Genomic DNA, 18568 nt, shown 5'->3' on the forward strand with positions numbered 1-18568 from the left:
CTGGATGCAAGGGGTCATGCAAGGCCGGCCGCTGCCATCAGGCGGGCGGCTTCCTCGGCTTCCAGTCTTTCACGGCCTTCGCCGTCGACCGGCACCTTGCCGACCTCGAGAAAGAGCGGCGCAGCCAAGGGGCTGACGCGAGACAGCCGCAGGTGGTCGATCCGTCCGGCAACCCGCACCGCCATTTCCTCGATCCGCCCGAAATCGACCAGGCCGCGCATGGCTTCCTCGCGGGTGATCTCCATTAGCAGGTGATCAGGGTCATACTTCAGCAGTGTGTCATAGAGGATATCGGAGGAGAACGTCGCCTGCCGGCCGCTCTTGCGGGCGCTCGGGGTGTTGCGCTGGATCAGCCCTGCGATGGTTGCAGAGGAGCGGAATGTCCTCTTCATGACTGCGTTGCCGGCCAACCATGTGTCCAGGCCATCTCGGAGAGCATCGAGATCGAACAGGGGAATGGGATCGGTGACATCTTCAAGGCCCCAGATCAGGGTGGCGTAGTCTGTCGCCACGAACCCCAGGGGCGCCAGGCCAAGCTCCTCCATGCGCTTGGTCAGCAGCAGGCCCAGCGTCTGTTGGGCGTTGCGCCCGGCAAAACCATAAACGCAGAGGTGTTGCCGACCGTCGTGCGGAAAGCTCTCCAGAAACAGGCGTCCGGGTTCTGGCAGGCGTGAGACTTCGCGCTGCAGCATGAGCCATTCGGCGGTATGGCGGGGCAGACCGGGCCAGCTCTCCTGTGGAAACATGCGCAGGATGCGATGGGAGAGCTGAGTCGAGGTGGCAAATTTGGTACCGGAGAAAACCGCGACCTTCGGCTTGCGGCCGGGGTCGCGGCTAACTTCCACCGTCATGTCGCGAAGCCCTTCATATCGGACGATCCGGCCACCGATCAGGAAGGTGTCGCCTGAGCTGAGCGAGGCGGCAAACCCTTCTTCGACCTCGCCGAGGGGGCGTCCTCCACCGCGCCGCATACGTACCTTGAGCGTGTCGCTGTCCTGGATGGTGCCGATATTCATGCGGATGAGTTGCGCGGCGCGCGGATCGCGCAGTTGCCAGAAACCGTCCGGTCGCTGCTTCAGGCGCTGCCACTGGTCATAACTGCGCAGGGCATAGCCGCCCGTGGCGCAGAAATCGAGACAATCGTCGAACCGGGCACGGGGCAGCGTGGAATAGGGCCCTGCGCTGCGCACCTCCTCGAAGAGGGCATCGGCGGTAAAGGGGCCGGCGCAGGCGGCAATCAGAATATGCTGGCAGAGCACGTCGCGCGGTCCCGGGCCACGTGGATCGCCGTCAAGATCATTTTCCTGCACCGCCTCCAGCGCGGCGATACATTCCACCACCTCGAAGCGGTTGGCCGGGACCAGAATCGCCTTGGACGGCGCGTTGTACCGGTGATTGGCGCGGCCGATCCGCTGGACCAGGCGCTTGACGTTTTTCGGCGCTCCGACCTGAATGACCAGGTCGACGTCACCCCAATCGATGCCAAGGTCGAGCGATCCGGTGCAGACCACCGCCCGCAGGCGGCCTTGCACCATGGCCTTCTCGACGCGCTCCCGCTGTTGCCGGTCGAGCGAACCGTGGTGAATGCCGATGGGAAGACCGTCGTCATTGGCCATCCAGAGGTTGTGAAAGAAGATTTCGGCCTGGGCTCGGGTGTTGTGAAAGATCAGCGTGATGCGATGCGCCCGGATCTGGTCCAGAACTTCGGGAATGGCATAGGTGCCGCCGCCGCCAGCCCAGGGCGGCGGCGTCTTTACCTCCAGCATGCGGATGTCGGGTGCCGGGCCGGGATCGGCCTGCAGGATTGCACAGTCAGCGGGGTGGGGGGCCAGGAAGCGGGCAAGGGCAGGGGGATCCTCGACCGTGGCCGAGAGGCCGACCCGACGCAGCCCTGGGCAGAGCCGCTGAAGCCGGGCAAGTGACAGCATCAACTGATCACCGCGCTTGCTCTCGGCCAGTGCATGGACCTCGTCCACCACCACGCGCTGCAGGCCGGCGAAGATGCGCGGCGCATCCTCGTAGGAGGTCATCAACGCGAGGCTTTCCGGGGTTGTCAGCAGGATATGCGGTGGCTCCGCACGCTGGCGCCGCTTGACGGAATACGAGGTATCGCCGGTCCGGTCCTCGATCCGGATCGGCAGGCCCATCTCCTCCACCGGGTTCTGAAGGTTGCGCCGGATATCTGTGGCCAGAGCCTTGAGCGGCGAGATGTAGAGCGTATGCAGGCCGCTTTGTTCGCCACCCGCCAGCTCTGCCAGCGTCGGCAGGAAGCCGGCCATGGTCTTGCCGCCGCCGGTGGGGGCAATCAGCAACAGAGCGGGCGCGTCAGCGCGCTCCAACATGTCCTGCTGATGCGGATGCAGCGACCAGCCGCGCGCAGCGAACCAGTCATGGAAGGTGGGAGGCAGAGGCTTGGCCATTCCGCAAATCTAGGTCGGAGCAGGGCCGTTGGCGAGGCTATTCGTCGTAATCTTCCAGCGACTTGCGCAGTTCGGCGATGGTGGGGGCCAGGCGCGTCTGGCCGCGGTCCACGGCCTCGTCCGCCCAGGCGGAGAACCTGTCGAAAAGGGGCAGGAAGGTGGCGATCTCCTCGTCGGTCCAGCCCTTCAGGAAGTCTCCCAGGACGAGGAACTTGATCGTACGCACGGCTTCCACCGTTGCGCGGCCTTTCGGTGTCAGTTCGACAATGGTGCGGCGGGCGTCCTGCTGACTGACCCCGCGGGCCAGCAAACCCTGGTTGATCAGTTCGGATACCAGGCGCGAGGCCCGAGATGGATCAATGGACAGGCGCGTGGCAATGGTCGAGACCATCGTCTCTCCGCGGTCCTCTCCGAACTCGTTGGTCGGCGCATGGGTGGCGATCAGTACGTCGAGTTTTGGCAGGTCGATCTCCAGGCCCAACTGGGCCAGCGCCATCTGCCCAAGCTCTCGCCTGCTGATCCTGCGTCGCCATTGCTGCAGGATCGCGTCAACGGCCAACGCCTTTTCGGTCACTTCGGCGGGTATCCCGGCATGCGCAAGAAACGCTGCCATATCCTCGTCTCGGTCGCCTATCGGTCCATCCTCCGGAGAAGTAGAAATTTACATGTTGTTGACACGTTATTGTGGAAAGCAGATAATTACCGCAACTCAATTTAGCAATCCGCTGCTCCGTATTCCATGACGTGGCTTCGGAATAGCCCAGAAATCGAAAGCCTTACTTGCCATGAACGCTGCTTCGGGCGGCGCCACTCAGGCGCCCCGTGACGTGCCAGAGCCGCTGGACCCGCGCAGGTTGCGTGTGATCCTTATCACGGTTGCACTTACCCTCTTTCTTGCTTCCACCGGCCAATCCATCGTTTCCACTGCCCTGCCGGAGATCGTCAGCGATCTGGGCGGACTCTCCTATATCACCTGGGTCGTCACTGCCTATCTGCTGTCCTCCACCATCGGCGCGCCGATCTCAGGAAAGCTGGGCGACATGTACGGCCGGAAGATCGTGCTGCAGTGCGGGATCGGCATCTTCCTGGTCGGAGGCTGGGTGGCCGGGATCGCATGGAACATGCCGGTGCTGATCCTGGGCCGGATCGTACAAGGCCTCGGCGGGGGAGGCCTCATCGTCGTGTCCATGGCGGTGGTGGCCGATGTGCTTCCTCCGCGAGAGAGGGCAAAGGCGCAGGGGATGCTCTCGGGGGTCTTCGGCATCTCGACGGTGCTGGGCCCTCTGGTGGGCGGGTTCCTGGTGCAAAGCGTGGGCTGGCACTGGATCTTCTTCGTCAACATTCCTTTCGGGATTGCCGCCTTTGTGGTGCTGTCGCGCAGCCTCACGGCACCCGAAGGCCAAACCCGTCACAAGGTCGACTATCTCGGAGCCGTCCTGTTGATGGTGCTTCTCAGCGCGACGGTCCTGCTGGCAAACCTCGGCGGGACGATCCTGCCCTGGCTTTCCCCTCCTGTCCTTGCCCTGGTGGGCCTCGCGCTTCTTGCGCTGATCTGCTTCATCCTCGTCGAACGCCGAGCAAGCGAGGCAGTCTTGCCGATGGAGCTCTTCAGCGTGCGGAACTTTCGCGTCGCCAACGGGGTGAACCTGCTGGTGGGCATGGCGATGTTCGGCACCATTTCCTTCATGCCGATGTTCCTGCAGGTGGTGAAGGGCGTCGACCCTGCGCGCAGCGGCATGTACCTGGTCGCGATGATGGCCGGGCTGATCGGTGCTTCCTTCACCGCGGGGCGGATCATGACGCGGACCGGCCATTACAAGTTCCTGCCGCCACTCTCTACCGCCTTGTTATGCCCTTCTCTGCTGGCCATGTCGACCATCGGGCCGGCCACGCCGCTCTGGCTGATCTCGCTCAACCTCTTTGCGATCGGCCTCGGGATAGGCCCTAACCTCAGTGTCGGCGTGGTATCCATCCAGACGGCCATTCCGCGTGCACACCTGGGGGTGGGAACGGCCAGTGCGAACATGTTCCGGCTGACCGGTGGGGCGATTGGTACCTCTGTCTTTGGCGCCATCTTCAACGTGGGACTGGAGGCCCATGTCAAACCGCTTCTGCCGCTCGTCGAGCACGTACAGGACGTGACCACGACGTTGATCGCCGGGTTGGAGCCGGCGCTCAAGCTGGCCGTGATCACCGCATTCTCGGAAGCCATCGCGCCGCTCTTCCTGGTTGCGGCGGGCATGGCGGCGCTGGCCTGCCTGATCTCTCTGCGCCTGGTCGAGCTGCCCTTGGCCGGATCTCCGGGAGGGGGCCGGCAAGGGCAGCCAGCAGAATAGCCGCACTGGGCGACAATGGAAAAGGGACCGGGCAATCACCCGGTCCCTTCGTGTGTTTCAAAAAGGCGATGCCTCAGACGATGGTGGCCTGCGTGGCGTCGCGCAGTTCCTGCTCGGTCACGCCATCGGCCAGTTCCACGATCTTCAGGCCGCCTTCGACCACGTCCAGCACGCCGAAGTTGGTAATGATCCGGTCGACAACACCCGCGCCGGTCAGGGGCAGGGTGCATTCCTTCAGAACCTTGCTCTCGCCGTGCTTGTTGGTGTGGTCCATAACCACGATCACACGGCCGACGCCCGCGACCAGGTCCATGGCGCCGCCCATGCCCTTGACCAGCTTGCCGGGGATCATCCAGTTGGCCAGATCGCCATTCTCTGCCACTTCCATCGCACCCAGTACCGCGGCGGCGATCTTGCCGCCCCGGATCATCCCAAAGGATGTTGCGCTGTCGAAATAGGCGGTCTTGGGCAGCTCGGTGATGGTCTGCTTGCCGGCATTGATCAGGTCGGGGTCCTCTTCACCCTCGATGGGGAAGGGGCCCATGCCCAGCATGCCGTTCTCGGATTGCAACGTGATGTCCTTGTCGCCCACGTAGTTGGCCACCAGGGTCGGAATGCCGATCCCGAGGTTTACGTACATCCCGTCTTCCAGTTCCTCCGCGGCGCGTGCGGCCATCTGATTTCTGTCCCAAGGCATGGGGCTTCTCCTCCTGAGTTTACATCAACCCTGCTGCGCAAGGTCGGGCAGATCCAGCGTGACCACCGTGCCGGTGGCGCCGCTGTGGACATCCAGTTTGCCGTTCAGCTGCTTGATCAACCCGTTGATCACGCTGCCGCCGACGCTGCTTGTATCGGGCCAGCTGACACCATCGGGGATGCCGACGCCGTCATCGGAAACGGTGACCCGCAGCGCATTGCCCGAAAGGCGCTGAAGGCGCAGTTCCATCAACCCGGTCTCACGCCCCTCGAAGGCGTGCTGCAGGGCGTTCGTGATCACTTCGGAGACCACCAGCCCGAGGTTGATCGCCTCGTCCGTGGTGATCTCGGCCTCGTCGACCTGGACATTCACCCGGATGCCCGGCCGGCCGTCGAGGGCCTGGGTCGCGGCGGCCAGCCGTGACAGGTAGGCCCCGAGAGAGACGGTATCCATGTTGCGCTGGCGCTCCGGGTTCGACAGTTCCTGGTAGAGCACCTGGAGGCTCTCGACCCGGCGCGACAGCAATTCGAACTGATCGCGGGCATCTCCTGCCGCGCGACCGTGCATGCGGATGAGCGAAACGATCATCGACAGGTGGTTCTTGACCCGATGCTGCACCTCACGCATGGCGCTTCGCACGGCATTGGGCGACATCGTGTCCTCGACCTCGGACAACGGCTTTTGAATTCCCAGGAAATACCGCAGCTTGCCTTCCTCGGAGAAGATCGGCGTCAGCATAAGACGGTTCATGAAACGCGAGCCGTCGGCACGATAGTTCAGGATGTCGACCGTCACGTCGATCTGCTGGGCCAGGGCCTCGCGGATGCGCTTGATGTCATCCGGGTCGGTTTCCAGCCCCTGGAGAAAGCGGCAGTTCCGGCCAACCGCCATGGGCGCGGTATAGCCGGTTACCAGTTCGAAGGCGCGGTTCACGTAGACGATCGGAAAATCCGGCAGGGCAGGGTCGCACAGGACCATCGCGATGTTCGATCCGCTGAGCGTCTCGAACGCTTCGGCATGGGTGAGGGGTGGCAGGCCCGGCCTGTGTTCCGTGTCCATTGTCATGGAGGTCGTGTTCCTAGCTTCCTGAGTCCTGTCAGGCCGCCGGGCGCGTTGTGCGCTGCTCGATCCGCTTTTCGTGTTCACCCTGGATGATGCGGTGCACGTAAACCCCCGGAAGGTGGATGTGATCGGGGTCGAGGCTGCCGGTCGGCACGATTTCTTCTACCTCGACAACGCAGATCTTGCCACACATCGCCGCGGGAGGGTTAAAGTTACGGGCGGTCTTGCGGAAAACGAGGTTGCCCGTTTCGTCAGCTTTCCAGGCCTTGACGATGGAAAGATCGGCAAAGATGCCCCTTTCCATGATGTAGGTCTCGCCGTCGAAGTCCTTGTGCTCCTTGCCCTCGGCGATGACGGTGCCGACGCCGGTCTTGGTGTAGAAGCCCGGGATGCCGCAGCCGCCGGCACGCATGCGCTCGGCCAGGGTGCCCTGGGGGTTGAACTCCAGCTCGAGCTCGCCCGAGAGGTACTGCCGCATGAATTCCGCATTCTCGCCGACGTAGGAAGAGATCATCTTCTTCACCTGGCGGGTCTGCAGCAGCAGACCGATGCCAAAATCGTCAACGCCGGCGTTGTTCGACGCAAAGGTCAGATCCTTGGTGCCGGCATCCTTGATCGCGTCGATCAGCAGTTCGGGAATACCGCAGAGGCCAAAGCCTCCGGATGCGATGAACATGCCGTCAAAGAGCACTCCGTCGAGCGCCTCGGCTGCTGATCCATAGACCTTTTTCATGAGCTCCTCCGTTAACTGTTACGGCTTTCATGGCGCCGGGGGGCAACGGAGTCAAATGAATGCTGCGGCACAGAAATGCGCGCAAAGGGCGGCAAGCCCTTGTTTGCAAGGGTTTAAGGCAGAGGAGCCCCTCGCCGATACGTAGCACTACTTATCGGCGAGTTACGGTGTCGCCCGGATCAGCTGTCCTCTTCGGCCTTGCTGGACGCCTTCTTGGCGGGCGCCTTCCTGGTCGTGGTCTTCTTTGCCGTCGTCTTCTTGGCGGCGGCTTTCTTGGGCGCAGCGGCCTTCTTGCGGGCAGGTTTCTTGCCCGATTTGGCGGCCTTTTCGTTGATCAGCTCGACCGCCGCTTCCATGGTCAGCGTCTCGGCGTCGCTTTCCTTGGGCAGGGTGGCGTTGATCTTCTCCCATTTCACGTAGGGCCCATAGCGCCCCTCCATGATCGAGACGGGGCCGCCCAGTTCGGGATGCTCACCCAGCTCCTTCAGCGTCTTGGCCGTACCACGGCCCTTGCGGCTCGCGACCTTCTCGGCCAGCAGCTGCACGGCGCGGTTCATGCCGACCGTCCAGACCTCGTCCAGCCCTTCCAGGTTGGCATTGGTTCCCCCCCGGTCGGAAGTGGTCTCGGCGTGCTTGATATAGGGGCCGTAGCGTCCGATGTTGGCCCAGACGTTCACGCCGTCCTCGGGGTGCTGCCCGATCAGGCGCGGCAGGGCCAGCAACTTGACGGCCTCTTCCAGCGTCAGATCCTCGGGCTGCCATTCCTTCGGCACAGATTGGCGAGGAGGTTTCTTATTGTCTTCAGTGACTTCGCCGCGCTGAACATAGGGGCCGAAACGACCCTTCATCACATAGATCTTGTCGCCCTCGTCCTCGCCCAGCAGCTTGCCTTCGGGCGGGATCGCGCTGGCTTCGGCCTCGGGATCGGGTGGGCCGAAGGGACGGGTATAGCGGCACTCGGGATAGTTCGAGCAGCCGATGAAGGCGCCGCCCGACCGTGCGGTGCGCATCGACAGCCGGCCCTGGCCGCAGTTCGGACAAAGACGCGGGTCGCTGCCGTCCTCTGTCGGCGGGAAGAGGTGCGGTTCCAGCACCTCGTTGATCTTTTCCAGCACGTCTGTGATGCGCAGCTCGGAGGTTTCCTCGATCGCCGCGTGGAAGTCGCGCCAGAAGCGCCGGAGCACCTCCTTGTAGTCGCGCTGACCGGCCGAAACGTCGTCGAGCTCTTCCTCGAGATCGGCGGTGAAATCGTATTCGACGTACTTGTGGAAGTAGTTCGACAGGAAGGCGATAACCAGCCGGCCCTTGTCCTCGGGGAACAGGCGGTTCTTGTCCTTGCGGACATAGCCGCGGTCCTGGATCGTCGAGACGATGGAGGCATAGGTGGAGGGCCGGCCGATGCCGAGCTCTTCCATGCGCTTGACCAGCGTGGCCTCGGTGTAGCGGGGCGGCGGCTGGGTAAAGTGCTGATCCGGTGTGATTTCCTTCTTGCCGGCTTTCTCACCCTGGCTGATCTGGGGCAGGCGCTTGTCGTCGTCATCGGTGACGGCGTCGTCGCGGCCCTCCTCGTAGATCCGCAGGAAACCGTCGAAAAGCACGACCTGACCGGTGGCGCGCAGGCCCACCTGGCCGTCGGCACTGCCCACCTCGACGGTGGTACGCTCCATCCGGGCGCCTTCCATCTGGCAGGCGAGGGTGCGCTTCCATATCAGGTCATAGAGCTTGCGCTGATCGGCATCCGAGATCTTCAGGGCTGCAGCGTCCGCGGTCATCTCGGTCGGCCGGATGCACTCGTGCGCTTCCTGCGCGTTCTTGGCCTTGTTCTTGTAGACCCGCGGGCTGGAGGGCACGTATTCCTTGCCGAAGCGATCGGCGATGGCATCGCGGCAGGCGGCCACGGCCTCCGGCGCCATGTCGATGCCGTCGGTCCGCATGTAGGTGATATGGCCGGCCTCGTAGAGGCGCTGTGCCGCGTTCATCGTCTGCCGGGCGCCCATGCCGAACTTGCGGCTGGCTTCCTGCTGCAAGGTGGAGGTCATGAAAGGCGGGCTGGGATTGCGGGAGGCGGGCTTGGCCTCGACCGAATTTACCGTGAGATCACGAGAGGTTATCGCCTGAACGGCCAGTTCCGCCTGGGTCTGGTTCTCGATATCGTAGCGATCGAGCTTCTTGCCGGCGAGCACCGTCAGGCGGGCTTCGTACTCCTGGCCGCGGGGCGTGGTCAGGATGGCCTTCACCGTCCAGTACTCGCGGGCCCGGAAGACCTCGATCTCCATCTCGCGTTCGACGATCAGGCGCAGGCAGACCGACTGCACCCGGCCGGCGGATTTCGCGCCGGGCAGCTTGCGCCAGAGCACCGGAGAGAGGTTGAAGCCGACGAGATAGTCGAGCGCCCGGCGGGCCAGGTAGGCCTCGACCAGGTCACCGTCGACGGTGCGCGGGTTCTTCATCGCCTCGGTCACCGCGCTCTTGGTGATCGCGTTGAAGACCACGCGGCTGACGGGCGTGTCCTTCTTGATGGCCTTGCGGTTGCGCAGGGCCTCTTCCAGGTGCCAGGAAATCGCCTCTCCCTCGCGATCGGGGTCGGTCGCGAGGATCAGGGCATTGTCGTCCTTCAGGGCGTCGGCGATGGCCTTGACGTGCTTCTTGCTGTCGCTGGCAATCTCCCATTTCATGTCGAAATCATGATCGGGATCGACCGAGCCATCCTTTGGCGGCAGGTCGCGGACGTGGCCGTAGGAGGCGAGAACGGTGTAATCAGAGCCCAGATACTTGTTGATTGTCTTGGCCTTGGCCGGGGATTCCACAACAACGACGGGCATTCGGATTCCTTTCGCAAAATGGTGCGACTCGACGTTCGCACCTTGGCGGCGGAACATGTGGGGTCTCGGGGCGGCTTGTCAATGGAGGCGATCCTGACCGGAAACGGACCGCACCGAACCGGGCCGGGGCCCTTTCCGGCCCGAGCTAATCATGCCCCGGGGCCGAAACGTCAAGTGATTATGGAAATGAGCCCCCCGGGATGACGCTCGATTCGGCCCTGCAATTCCAGGTCGGTGAGCACGGGTGTGACGTCTTCGGCGGTGGCCGAGATGTCGCGGATCAGGTCGTCCTCGGACAGCGGTGCGGGGGCGAGGCGGTCGAGGATCTCTCCGTGCAGGGCGGCGGCGGCCCTGAGCGAACGGCGCGGGGGAGCGGGGGCGGGGATGTCGGGGCGGAGCGGGGCCTTGACGGCGCGAGTTTTCTCAACCGGGCCAAGGGCTTCGATGACATCGGCCGCATGGCGGACAAGCGTGGCGCCATCGCGCAGCAGCATGTTGCACCCGGCGGTGCGGGGATCGAAGGGATGGCCCGGCACGGCCATGATGTCGCGGCCCTGATCCAGCGCGTTGCGCGCCGTGATCAGCGAGCCGGAGCGCGCCGCGGCCTCGACCACGATGACGGCGCGGGCCAGGCCGGAGATCAGCCGATTGCGCATCGGGAAATGTCTGGCGGCCGGTGAAAAACCGGGCGGCTGTTCCGACAGGCGCAGGCCGCGGTCGGTGATCCGATGGGCCAGGTCCCTGTTTTCGGCGGGATAAATCGTGTCGATGCCGCCGGCCTGCACGGCGATGGTGCCGTGCGAGAGGCTGGCCTGATGCACGGCGGTGTCGATCCCGCGCGCCAGACCGGAGACGGTGACGAAGCCGGCATCGCCCAGGTCCTCGGCCAGGGCGCGGGCCATGCGCAGGCCCAGCGAGGAGGCATTGCGCGAGCCGACGATGGCGATCAGCGGACGTTCCAGCGCCTCTGCCTGGCCCAGGATCCAGAAGCAGGGCGGCGGATCGGGCAGGTCGAGAAACTGCAGCGGATAGGCCGGGCTGCCGGCGAAGACCAGCCGCGCCCCGGCGCGCTCACCGCGTGCAAGTTCCTGTTCTGCAACGGAAAGAGGGCAGGGGGCGTAATCCTTGATGCCCGCCTCGCGGGCCATCTGTGGCAGCACCTCGAGCGCGGCACGGGCCGAGCCGTGCTGGGCGAGGAGCCGGTAGAACCCGGCGATGCCTACCTTTCGGGAGCGCAAGAGACGGAGCCACGACAGCCGCTCATCTTCCGTGGTGGGTGGGAGTGGGGGGTGAGTGGAAGGATGTTTATCCACGACCATGGTGACTCCGCCTGCTTGCCCCTTGGTTGTAGGCCGTTGGTGGTTAATTAATGGTAAAAATTCCCGGGGCAGAGGGCGCCGAAAACCGCGGGAAAAGGCAGAACAGGCGTTTTTCCAAGCCCCTGTTTTTCCACGATTCCAACGTCGGTATTACGTCGGTATCGTGTCGGTATCGCGTCGGTGGGAATTCCGTCCTTTTTGATCCGCCTGCGTAGGGAGACGCGGCGCCTGGCGGTGCGGGCAAGGTGCCTTGCCGGCAGCAGGACGGGGATGGCGCGGGGATGGGGCGCCGCTCAGGCGGCGTGCTTGCGCGCCTTGTGCCGGGCGCGCCAGAGCGCGAACCAGCGCAGGAAGAGCGCCATGACCACGCCCATGACCACGCAGAAGCGCAGCATGCGCAGCGACAGCGGCCCGCCGTCGATCAGCAGCGCGTGAAACGGCGCCAGCGCCCCGAAGAAGACGCCGGTGAGCGCCACGGTGACCCAGCCGGCCCAGCCGCGACGGGCCAGCAGGTGGAAGAGCAGCCCGCCGAAGAGCACCCCGAACCAGCTGAAGCGCCAGGAGAACAGCAGCCCGGCCCAGAGCAGGGTCATGTAGCTGCGGAAGGAGCTGGAGAAATGCACGCCGGGCCCGACGGTGGGCCGGGTCTTCATCATGATCCACATCAGCAGCCCGCCGAGCGCGATGGGCAGCAAGTAGGTGAGCAGCATGGCCAGCAGGGTTTGCGGCAGGCTGGGGGCCGGTTGCCCCTCCGGGGTGCGGAAGGGCGAATGGCGCCCGGCCTTCGGCTGAGGATCCTTGGCGGGGGGCATATCGGGCATCTGGGTCATGGGGTGTCCGGGTCGGGGCCGGGGCTGACTGCCGCGACCATGGGGTTTCCCCGAAGACTAGGGGCGCCGCGCCGCGCCGGGCAAGCGCCACCTGCGGCCGGGCGCCGCGAGGTTCGAATGTGTTGTGATTGAGTCACCAGAGGGAGCGGGGGAAGGCCGCAATAGCAGGTCGACGGTGGTTTCGAGTTGCAATCCATGGTTGTAGTTTGCCGAGTTGCTTTGGTGGGGAGAGAAGAATTGCCGGGCAGGTGGAAATTTCTATTGGCGTTGTCGGTCGGCGCGCTTGTCTGTGCGGGGGAAGCCGCAGCGGAGGACACAGTCTTGGTCGGCAGGGAGGCGAACGGGCTTGTGCGGTTTGCAACGTTGAAGGTGGTGGATCAAATCGACGGAGGTTGTTGGACCAATTCCGCGACTGTTGAAGCCAAAGTTAGGCTTCTTTTGGAGCAGAACGACATCGCCACAATCGACTTTAGGCCCGCCTTCTATTCGTTCGAAACGGTAGGGGTCGAGCTCCGAGCGCTGGGCTTCATGGACGACAGAGGAGCCTGTGTCGCAAGTGCTGACTTTATTGTCAGGAGCGCGGCCTATTCCCGCGTCAGTCCAAGAGGGAAGTTACCCGTGTATCTCGCTGGCAACGAAACGCTGTTGGACAGTGACCATGCCATCCTGATGCAAGGTGACACCTTGAACGAGGCTCTCGCCGACTTCTTCGAGGGCGCTGCGGCGAGTTTCGCCGCAGACGTGATTTCAGAGCGCCGCAATCCAAAGGTGAAGCAATTCTGGGCCGACCACCCACCGCGCGAAGGCCTGCCGTATTCCAGAGAGGAATGGCAGGCCCGCATCGACGCGGAGGCTGGGGACTAGGCTCAGGCCGAGCCGCCGACGGTCAGCCCGCCGATGAGCACGGTGGGCTGACCCACGCCCACGGGCACCCACTGGCCGGCCTTGCCGCAATTGCCCATGCCGGGATCGAGCGCCATGTCGTTGCCGAGGGCGCGGATCTGCTTCATCGCGGCGGGGCCGTTGCCGATCAGCGTGGCACCTTTCACCGGGGCGACGCGCTTGCCGTTCTTCACCAGGTAGGCCTCGGTGCAGTTGAAGACGAACTGGCCGTTGGTGATGTCGACCTGGCCGCCGGAGAAGCCCACGGCGTGAATGCCGTCCTTCATCTCGCCCACGACCTCCTCGGGGGTGGCGGTGCCGCCCAGCATGTAGGTGTTGGTCATGCGCGGCATGGGGGCATGGGCATAGCTCTCCCTCCGGCCGTTGCCGGTGGGGGCCACGCCCATCAGCCGGGCATTCTGACGGTCCTGCATGTAGCCCACCAGGATGCCGTCCTCGATCAGGACGTTCCTGCCCGAGGGGGTGCCCTCGTCGTCGATGGTGATCGAGCCGCGGCGATCCGGGATGGTGCCGTCATCCAGCACGGTGACGCCGCGGGCCGCGACCTGTTCGCCGATGCGGCCGGAGAAGGCCGAGGAGCCCTTGCGGTTGAAGTCGCCCTCGAGGCCGTGGCCGACGGCCTCGTGCAGCATGACCCCGCACCAGCCGGAGCCGAGCACGACATCCATCTGCCCGGCGGGGGCGGGAATGGCCTCGAGGTTGACCAGCGCGATGCGCAGCGCCTCGCGGGCCTTGGCCTGCCAGTCGGCAGGGTCGATCAGCCCGTCGAGGGCAATGCGGCCGCCGCCACCGGCGGTGCCGGTCTGACGCTGGCCCTTGTCCTCGACGATGACCGAGACGTTGACACGGGTCATCGGGCGCATGTCGCGCACGATGGTGCCCTCGGGGCGCAGGATCTCGATCTCCTGGCAGGAGGCGGCGATGGTGGCCGAGACCTGCACCACGCGGGGGTCGAGATCGCGGCAGAAGGCGTCGATCTCGCGCAGGGTCTCGACCTTGACCGGGAAGGCATGGCCGGCGATCGGGTCGAGATCGGCATAGAGGTGGCTGTTGGTGGCGCGCGGCGGGGGCGCCATCACGCCGCCACCGTCGCCCACGGCAAGGCGGGCGGTGGCCACGGCCCGTTTCAGCGCGCTTTCGGATATCTCGGTGGCATGGGCATAGCCCGCGACCTCGCCCTTGACCGCGCGCAGGCCGAAGCCCTCGGCCGCGTCGTAGGAGGCGGTGCGGATGCGGCCGTCGTCGAAGTGGAGCATCTCGCTCCGTCTCCTCTCAAGGAAGAGTTCGCCATCCTCGGCCCCGGCCACCGCTTCGCGCAGCAAAGTGAGGGCGCGACCCTCGTCGAGCATTGTTTCAAAGGGGCGGAAGAGCGTGTCGGACATGGCGGGATCGACCTTTCGATGCAATTTAAAGGTGAGGGACGTGGCGGATTTTCTTGATCTGAATCAAAAAATTCGGCTTGTTAGCCCCTGACCGAACATTGTCGTGATATCGAGAATATGATTTCACGGTGCAACAAACAACGGGAGGGGGCCGCAGAGCGGTACTTTTCCGGGCCTGAGGCGGCCAAATCGAGGAAAACGGGGGGAGGACCCATGCGATTGACGAAACCTGTTCAGGCCCTTGGCGCCATGCTGGCTGCCACCATTCCGGCGCTGCCGGCCGCGGCGCAGGAGCTGGAGGTGATCGGCAAGCCGGTGAGCGGCGGAACCGGGTTCCAGCCGGCCTCGACCTCGGTCGCGGCGGATCTGCAGTGGCTGGACGGCATGATCCTGGTGATCATCACCGCCATCGTGATCTTCGTCACCGGGCTGCTGATCTGGTGCATCGTGCGGTTCAACCGCAAGTCGAACCCGACGCCCTCGACCTTCACGCACAATTCGCCGCTGGAAATCGCCTGGACGGTGGTGCCGATCGTCATCCTGCTGTTCATCGGGGCCTTCTCGCTGCCCACGCTGTTCAATCAGCAAACGATGCCGGAGGCCGACGTCAACATCAAGGTGACCGGCTACCAGTGGTACTGGGGCTATGAGTACACCGACGACGACATCGCCTATGAAGGCTTCCTGCTGCCGCGGGAGGAGCTGGCCTCCTACGGCTACAACGATGACGAGTACCTGCTTGCCACCGATACCGCCGTGGTCATCCCGGTGGGCAAGAACGTGGTCATGACGGTGACCGGAGCGGACGTGATCCATAGCTGGACAATTCCCGCCTTTGGCGTGAAACAGGACGCCGTGCCCGGCCGCCTGGCACAGCTCTGGTTCAATGCCGACAAGGAAGGCATCTACTTCGGCCAGTGCTCGGAACTCTGCGGCAAGGACCACGCCTACATGCCGATCACCGTCAAGGTGGTCAGCCAGGAGACATACGACGCCTGGAAGGCCGCCAGCCAGGAGGCCGGCCAGTTCGTGCCGCTGTCGGATCTGCCGACGTCCTGACACCGCATCAGACGGGACGGGACGGCGACCGGTCCGCATCGGCCGTCGCCCCGTGACTGCCCCCGGCCGCTCCCCCCTGGCCGAGGCCCCGACAAGAGACCAAGAAGCGAATGACCGACGCCAGCATCAACACCCCGGCCACCGCAGCACAGGCCAAACCTGCCGAAGGAGACGCCCAGTTCAGCGACTATGTCGCCCTGCTCAAGCCCAGGGTGATGTCGCTGGTGGTTTTCACGGCATTTGTTGGACTTATGGCGGCCCCCGTTCACGTGAACCCGATCATCGCCTTCTGCTCGATCCTGTTCATCGCCGTGGGGGGCGGCGCGTCGGGCGCGCTGAACATGTGGTTCGACAGCGACATCGACGCGGTGATGAAACGCACCAAGGGCCGGCCGATTCCGTCGGGCCGCGTGCGCCGCGAGGAGGCCCTGGCGCTGGGCCTGGCGCTCTCGGGGTTCAGCTGCGTGATGCTGGCGCTGGCCGCCAACATCTTCTCCGGGCTGTTCCTGGGCTTCACCATCTTCTTCTACGTCGTCATCTATACCATGTGGCTGAAGCGCTGGACGCCGCAGAACATCGTGATCGGCGGCGCCGCGGGCGCCTTCCCTCCGATGATCGGCTGGGCGGTGGCAACGGGCGGAATCAGCATCGAATCGGTGCTGATGTTCCTGATCACCTTCATGTGGACCCCGCCGCATTTCTGGGCCCTGGCCCTGTTCACCAAGTCGGATTACGGCTCTGCCGGGGTGCCGATGCTGACCGTGACACATGGTCGCACCTCGGCGCGTCGTCACATCCTGGTCTACACGCTGCTGCTGGCCGTGGTGGCGCTGGCCGTGGGCTTCACCGGGATCGGCGGCCCGGTCTACATGGCGGTGGCCGTGGTGCTCAACGCGCTCTTCGTGAAGGGCGCCGTGGCGATCTGGCGGCGCGACGATGCCGCGGCGGAGGCCGACAACTACAAGGCGGAACGCAGCTTCTTCAAGCTGTCGCTGCTCTACCTGTTCCTGAGCTTCCTGGCGATCCTCGCCGAGGCGGTTCTGCACGGGTTCGGACTCGGGGGCTGGTAACGGATGCCGCTGGCGCATGAACACGAGCTGCACAAGCGCCGGTGGTCCCGCAATGCGGGTGTTGGCATCGTCCTCGGGGCCTTCGTCGTCCTGATCTTCGTACTGACCTTTGCCAAGGTGTCGAGCCAGGATCACGCCGATCCGCTGGCACCCACGGCGAGCGGGCCGGAAGTGGCACCGCAGATCGCACCCGAAACTGCGCCGGAAGAGGAGCCGGCGCCGGCAGGAGGAACGGGAGGAGAGTAAGCCATGGCCATGACCGGCAAGGCCAGGACCGTCTGGACCAGCATCGGGGTGATCGTCGTGATGGGCGCCCTGGCCTGGGCCGCGGTGCCCGCCTACAACCTGTTTTGCGCCGTCACCGGCTTTGGCGGCGTGCCGCAGGAGGCCGACGCGGGATCCGACGTGGTCCTGGACCGCACGATCAAGATCCGCTTCGATGCCTCGACCGACCGCGACATGCCCTGGAGCTTCAAGCCGGTGCAGCGCGAGATGGAGCTGCGCATCGGCGAGACCGGGCTGGCCTTTTACGAGGCGCACAACCCCACCGACCGGGTGATCGGCGGCACGGCGAGCTATAACGTGACGCCCTATGAGGCGGGCGGGTTTTTCACCAAGATCGACTGCTTCTGCTTTACCGAACAGGTGCTGCAACCGGGCGAAACCGTCGAAATGCCCGTAACCTTCTACGTCGACCCGGAAATTGTTGATGACCGGGATGCAAAATATGTGCATACGATCACCCTAGGGTATACCTTTTACGAAGCGGATCTGCCGGAAGGATATGTGGCGCCCGGAGAAGAGCCCGAACAGGAGGCGGCGGTGACGCCGTCCGAGGGGGCAGCAGGGGCCGGCATGGCAGACGGAACGGCGGCCGGCGCGCAGGCGCAGGCGGCCCTGCAGCAGGAGCCGGTCGGCACGACCGATCTGAACTAGGAGGATCCGGCCGCATCACCCCCGAGGGAGGGGCGGGCGACCCGGACGAGGGACACAACAGGGAAGAGACATGGCGCACGAAAAGAACCACGACTACCACATCCTGCCACCGTCGATTTACCCCTTCATCGGGGCCGTCGGCACCTTCATCATGCTGTATGGCGCGGTGATGTGGCTGAACGAGAGCGGGCCGTGGATCTTCCTGCTGGGGCTGCTGGTGGTGCTCTATACCATGTTCGGATGGTGGCGGGACACGGTGCTCGAGAACAACGCCGGCGATCACACCCCGGTGGTGCGGATCGGCCTGCGCTATGGCTTCATCCTGTTCATCATCTCCGAGATCATGTTCTTTGCGGCCTGGTTCTGGGCCTTCTTCAAGAACGCGCTCTATCCGATGGAGCCGGGCAATGCGGGCGCCGAGGGCGTCTGGCCGCCGGTGGGCATCGAGGTCTTCGATCCCTGGCACCTGCCGCTGATCAACACGCTGATCCTTGTCTGCTCCGGCGCGGCGGCCACCTGGGCGCATCATGCACTGGTGCACGAGGAAAAGCGCGAGGACATCAAGATGGGGCTGATGATCGCCATCGCCCTCGGCGTGCTCTTCACCGTCTTCCAGGTCTACGAATATACCCATGCGGCCTTCGGCTTCTCCGGCAACGTCTATGGCGGCGTGTTCTTCATGGCCACGGGCTTCCACGGGGCCCATGTGATCATCGGCACGATCTTTCTCTTCGTCTGCCTGATGCGGGTCTATGCCGGCCATTTCACCGCCGACAACCACGTCGGCTTCGAGGCCGCCAGCTGGTACTGGCACTTCGTGGACGTGGTCTGGCTGTTCCTGTTTGCCTCGATCTACATCTGGGGCAGCTGACGGGCGGGCCCAAAATTTTCCGGTGAGCTGACGGCGGGCGCGGGGAGACCTGCGCCCGCCTCGCGTTTCACGGAATTGACCCCGCGGGGTTTTGCCATTCGCCCGGGAGAGGCGTAAGCCAGAGGGGC

The 18568-nt window shown here is 64.5% G+C and carries 15 protein-coding genes and 1 pseudogene; 7 read left to right on the top strand and 9 right to left on the bottom strand.

The features are described 5' to 3' along the window. Nucleotides 1-14: 14 nt before the first annotated feature. A complete protein-coding gene (locus tag AC0WR5_RS05110) occupies nt 15-2420 on the bottom strand; it encodes a ligase-associated DNA damage response DEXH box helicase (RefSeq protein ID WP_475867477.1) in 2406 nt (801 codons plus the stop codon). 37 nt (nt 2421-2457) lie between these two features. Then, nucleotides 2458-3033 (bottom strand): MarR family winged helix-turn-helix transcriptional regulator, encoded by a 576-nt coding sequence (locus AC0WR5_RS05115; RefSeq protein WP_475867478.1) that lies wholly within the window; start codon nt 3031-3033, stop codon nt 2458-2460. 172 nt (nt 3034-3205) lie between these two features. Between AC0WR5_RS05115 and AC0WR5_RS05120 the strand changes: the two genes are divergently transcribed. After that, nucleotides 3206-4756 carry an MDR family MFS transporter gene (locus AC0WR5_RS05120; RefSeq protein ID WP_475867479.1) on the top strand — a complete coding sequence of 517 codons (1551 nt, stop codon included), beginning with the start codon at nt 3206-3208 and terminating at the stop codon, nt 4754-4756. Nucleotides 4757-4829: 73 nt separating this feature from the next. Here the strand turns inward: AC0WR5_RS05120 and AC0WR5_RS05125 are convergent, their stop codons facing one another. The 6 genes from AC0WR5_RS05125 to AC0WR5_RS05150 all read right to left on the bottom strand — a co-directional run bounded on the left by AC0WR5_RS05125 (nt 4830) and on the right by AC0WR5_RS05150 (nt 12219). Next, nucleotides 4830-5453: a 3-oxoacid CoA-transferase subunit B gene (locus AC0WR5_RS05125; RefSeq protein ID WP_475867480.1), complete on the bottom strand. Its 624-nt coding sequence runs from the start codon at nt 5451-5453 to the stop codon at nt 4830-4832. Between the two features lie 24 nt (nt 5454-5477). Next, nucleotides 5478-6518: a PAS domain-containing protein gene (locus AC0WR5_RS05130; protein WP_475867481.1), complete on the bottom strand. Its 1041-nt coding sequence runs from the start codon at nt 6516-6518 to the stop codon at nt 5478-5480. A gap of 31 nt (nt 6519-6549) precedes the next feature. Further along, nucleotides 6550-7248, bottom strand: coding sequence for a CoA transferase subunit A (locus AC0WR5_RS05135; RefSeq protein WP_475867482.1), 699 nt, complete (start codon nt 7246-7248; stop codon nt 6550-6552). Between the two features lie 179 nt (nt 7249-7427). Next, nucleotides 7428-10070, bottom strand: a complete 2643-nt coding sequence (gene topA / locus AC0WR5_RS05140; protein ID WP_475867483.1) for a type I DNA topoisomerase — start codon at nt 10068-10070, stop codon at nt 7428-7430. 170 nt (nt 10071-10240) lie between these two features. Further along, nucleotides 10241-11389 carry a DNA-processing protein DprA gene (gene dprA, locus AC0WR5_RS05145; RefSeq protein WP_475867484.1) on the bottom strand — a complete coding sequence of 383 codons (1149 nt, stop codon included), beginning with the start codon at nt 11387-11389 and terminating at the stop codon, nt 10241-10243. Nucleotides 11390-11682: 293 nt separating this feature from the next. Then, nucleotides 11683-12219 (bottom strand): hypothetical protein, encoded by a 537-nt coding sequence (locus tag AC0WR5_RS05150; RefSeq protein ID WP_475867485.1) that lies wholly within the window; start codon nt 12217-12219, stop codon nt 11683-11685. A gap of 321 nt (nt 12220-12540) precedes the next feature. Here AC0WR5_RS05150 and AC0WR5_RS05155 point away from each other — a divergent pair, with 321 nt between their 5' ends. Further along, complete coding sequence (locus AC0WR5_RS05155; RefSeq protein WP_475867486.1) at nt 12541-13083, top strand: thioredoxin domain-containing protein; 543 nt, start codon at nt 12541-12543, stop codon at nt 13081-13083. Nucleotides 13084-13085: 2 nt separating this feature from the next. Here the strand turns inward: AC0WR5_RS05155 and tldD are convergent, their stop codons facing one another. Beyond that, entirely contained in the window at nt 13086-14504 is a 1419-nt protein-coding gene (gene tldD, locus AC0WR5_RS05160) for a metalloprotease TldD (protein WP_475867487.1), read from the bottom strand. A gap of 213 nt (nt 14505-14717) precedes the next feature. Between tldD and coxB the strand changes: the two genes are divergently transcribed. The 5 genes and pseudogenes from coxB to AC0WR5_RS05185 all read left to right on the top strand — a co-directional run bounded on the left by coxB (nt 14718) and on the right by AC0WR5_RS05185 (nt 18440). Further along, complete coding sequence (gene coxB / locus AC0WR5_RS05165) at nt 14718-15563, top strand: cytochrome c oxidase subunit II (protein WP_475867488.1); 846 nt, start codon at nt 14718-14720, stop codon at nt 15561-15563. Nucleotides 15564-15673: 110 nt separating this feature from the next. Continuing rightward, nucleotides 15674-16633 (top strand): heme o synthase, encoded by a 960-nt coding sequence (gene cyoE / locus AC0WR5_RS05170; RefSeq protein WP_475867489.1) that lies wholly within the window; start codon nt 15674-15676, stop codon nt 16631-16633. Nucleotides 16634-16636: 3 nt separating this feature from the next. Beyond that, on the top strand, nt 16637-16879 hold the full coding sequence (locus AC0WR5_RS05175; protein ID WP_475867490.1) for a cytochrome C oxidase assembly protein: 243 nt from the start codon (nt 16637-16639) through the stop codon (nt 16877-16879). Between the two features lie 3 nt (nt 16880-16882). After that, nucleotides 16883-17425: pseudogene (locus tag AC0WR5_RS05180) on the top strand (cytochrome c oxidase assembly protein); the annotation flags it as partial. A gap of 214 nt (nt 17426-17639) precedes the next feature. Continuing rightward, nucleotides 17640-18440, top strand: a complete 801-nt coding sequence (locus AC0WR5_RS05185; RefSeq protein WP_475867491.1) for a cytochrome c oxidase subunit 3 — start codon at nt 17640-17642, stop codon at nt 18438-18440. Nucleotides 18441-18568 lie beyond the last annotated feature (128 nt).

Source organism: Pseudooceanicola sp. DL12 (assembly GCF_056270665.1).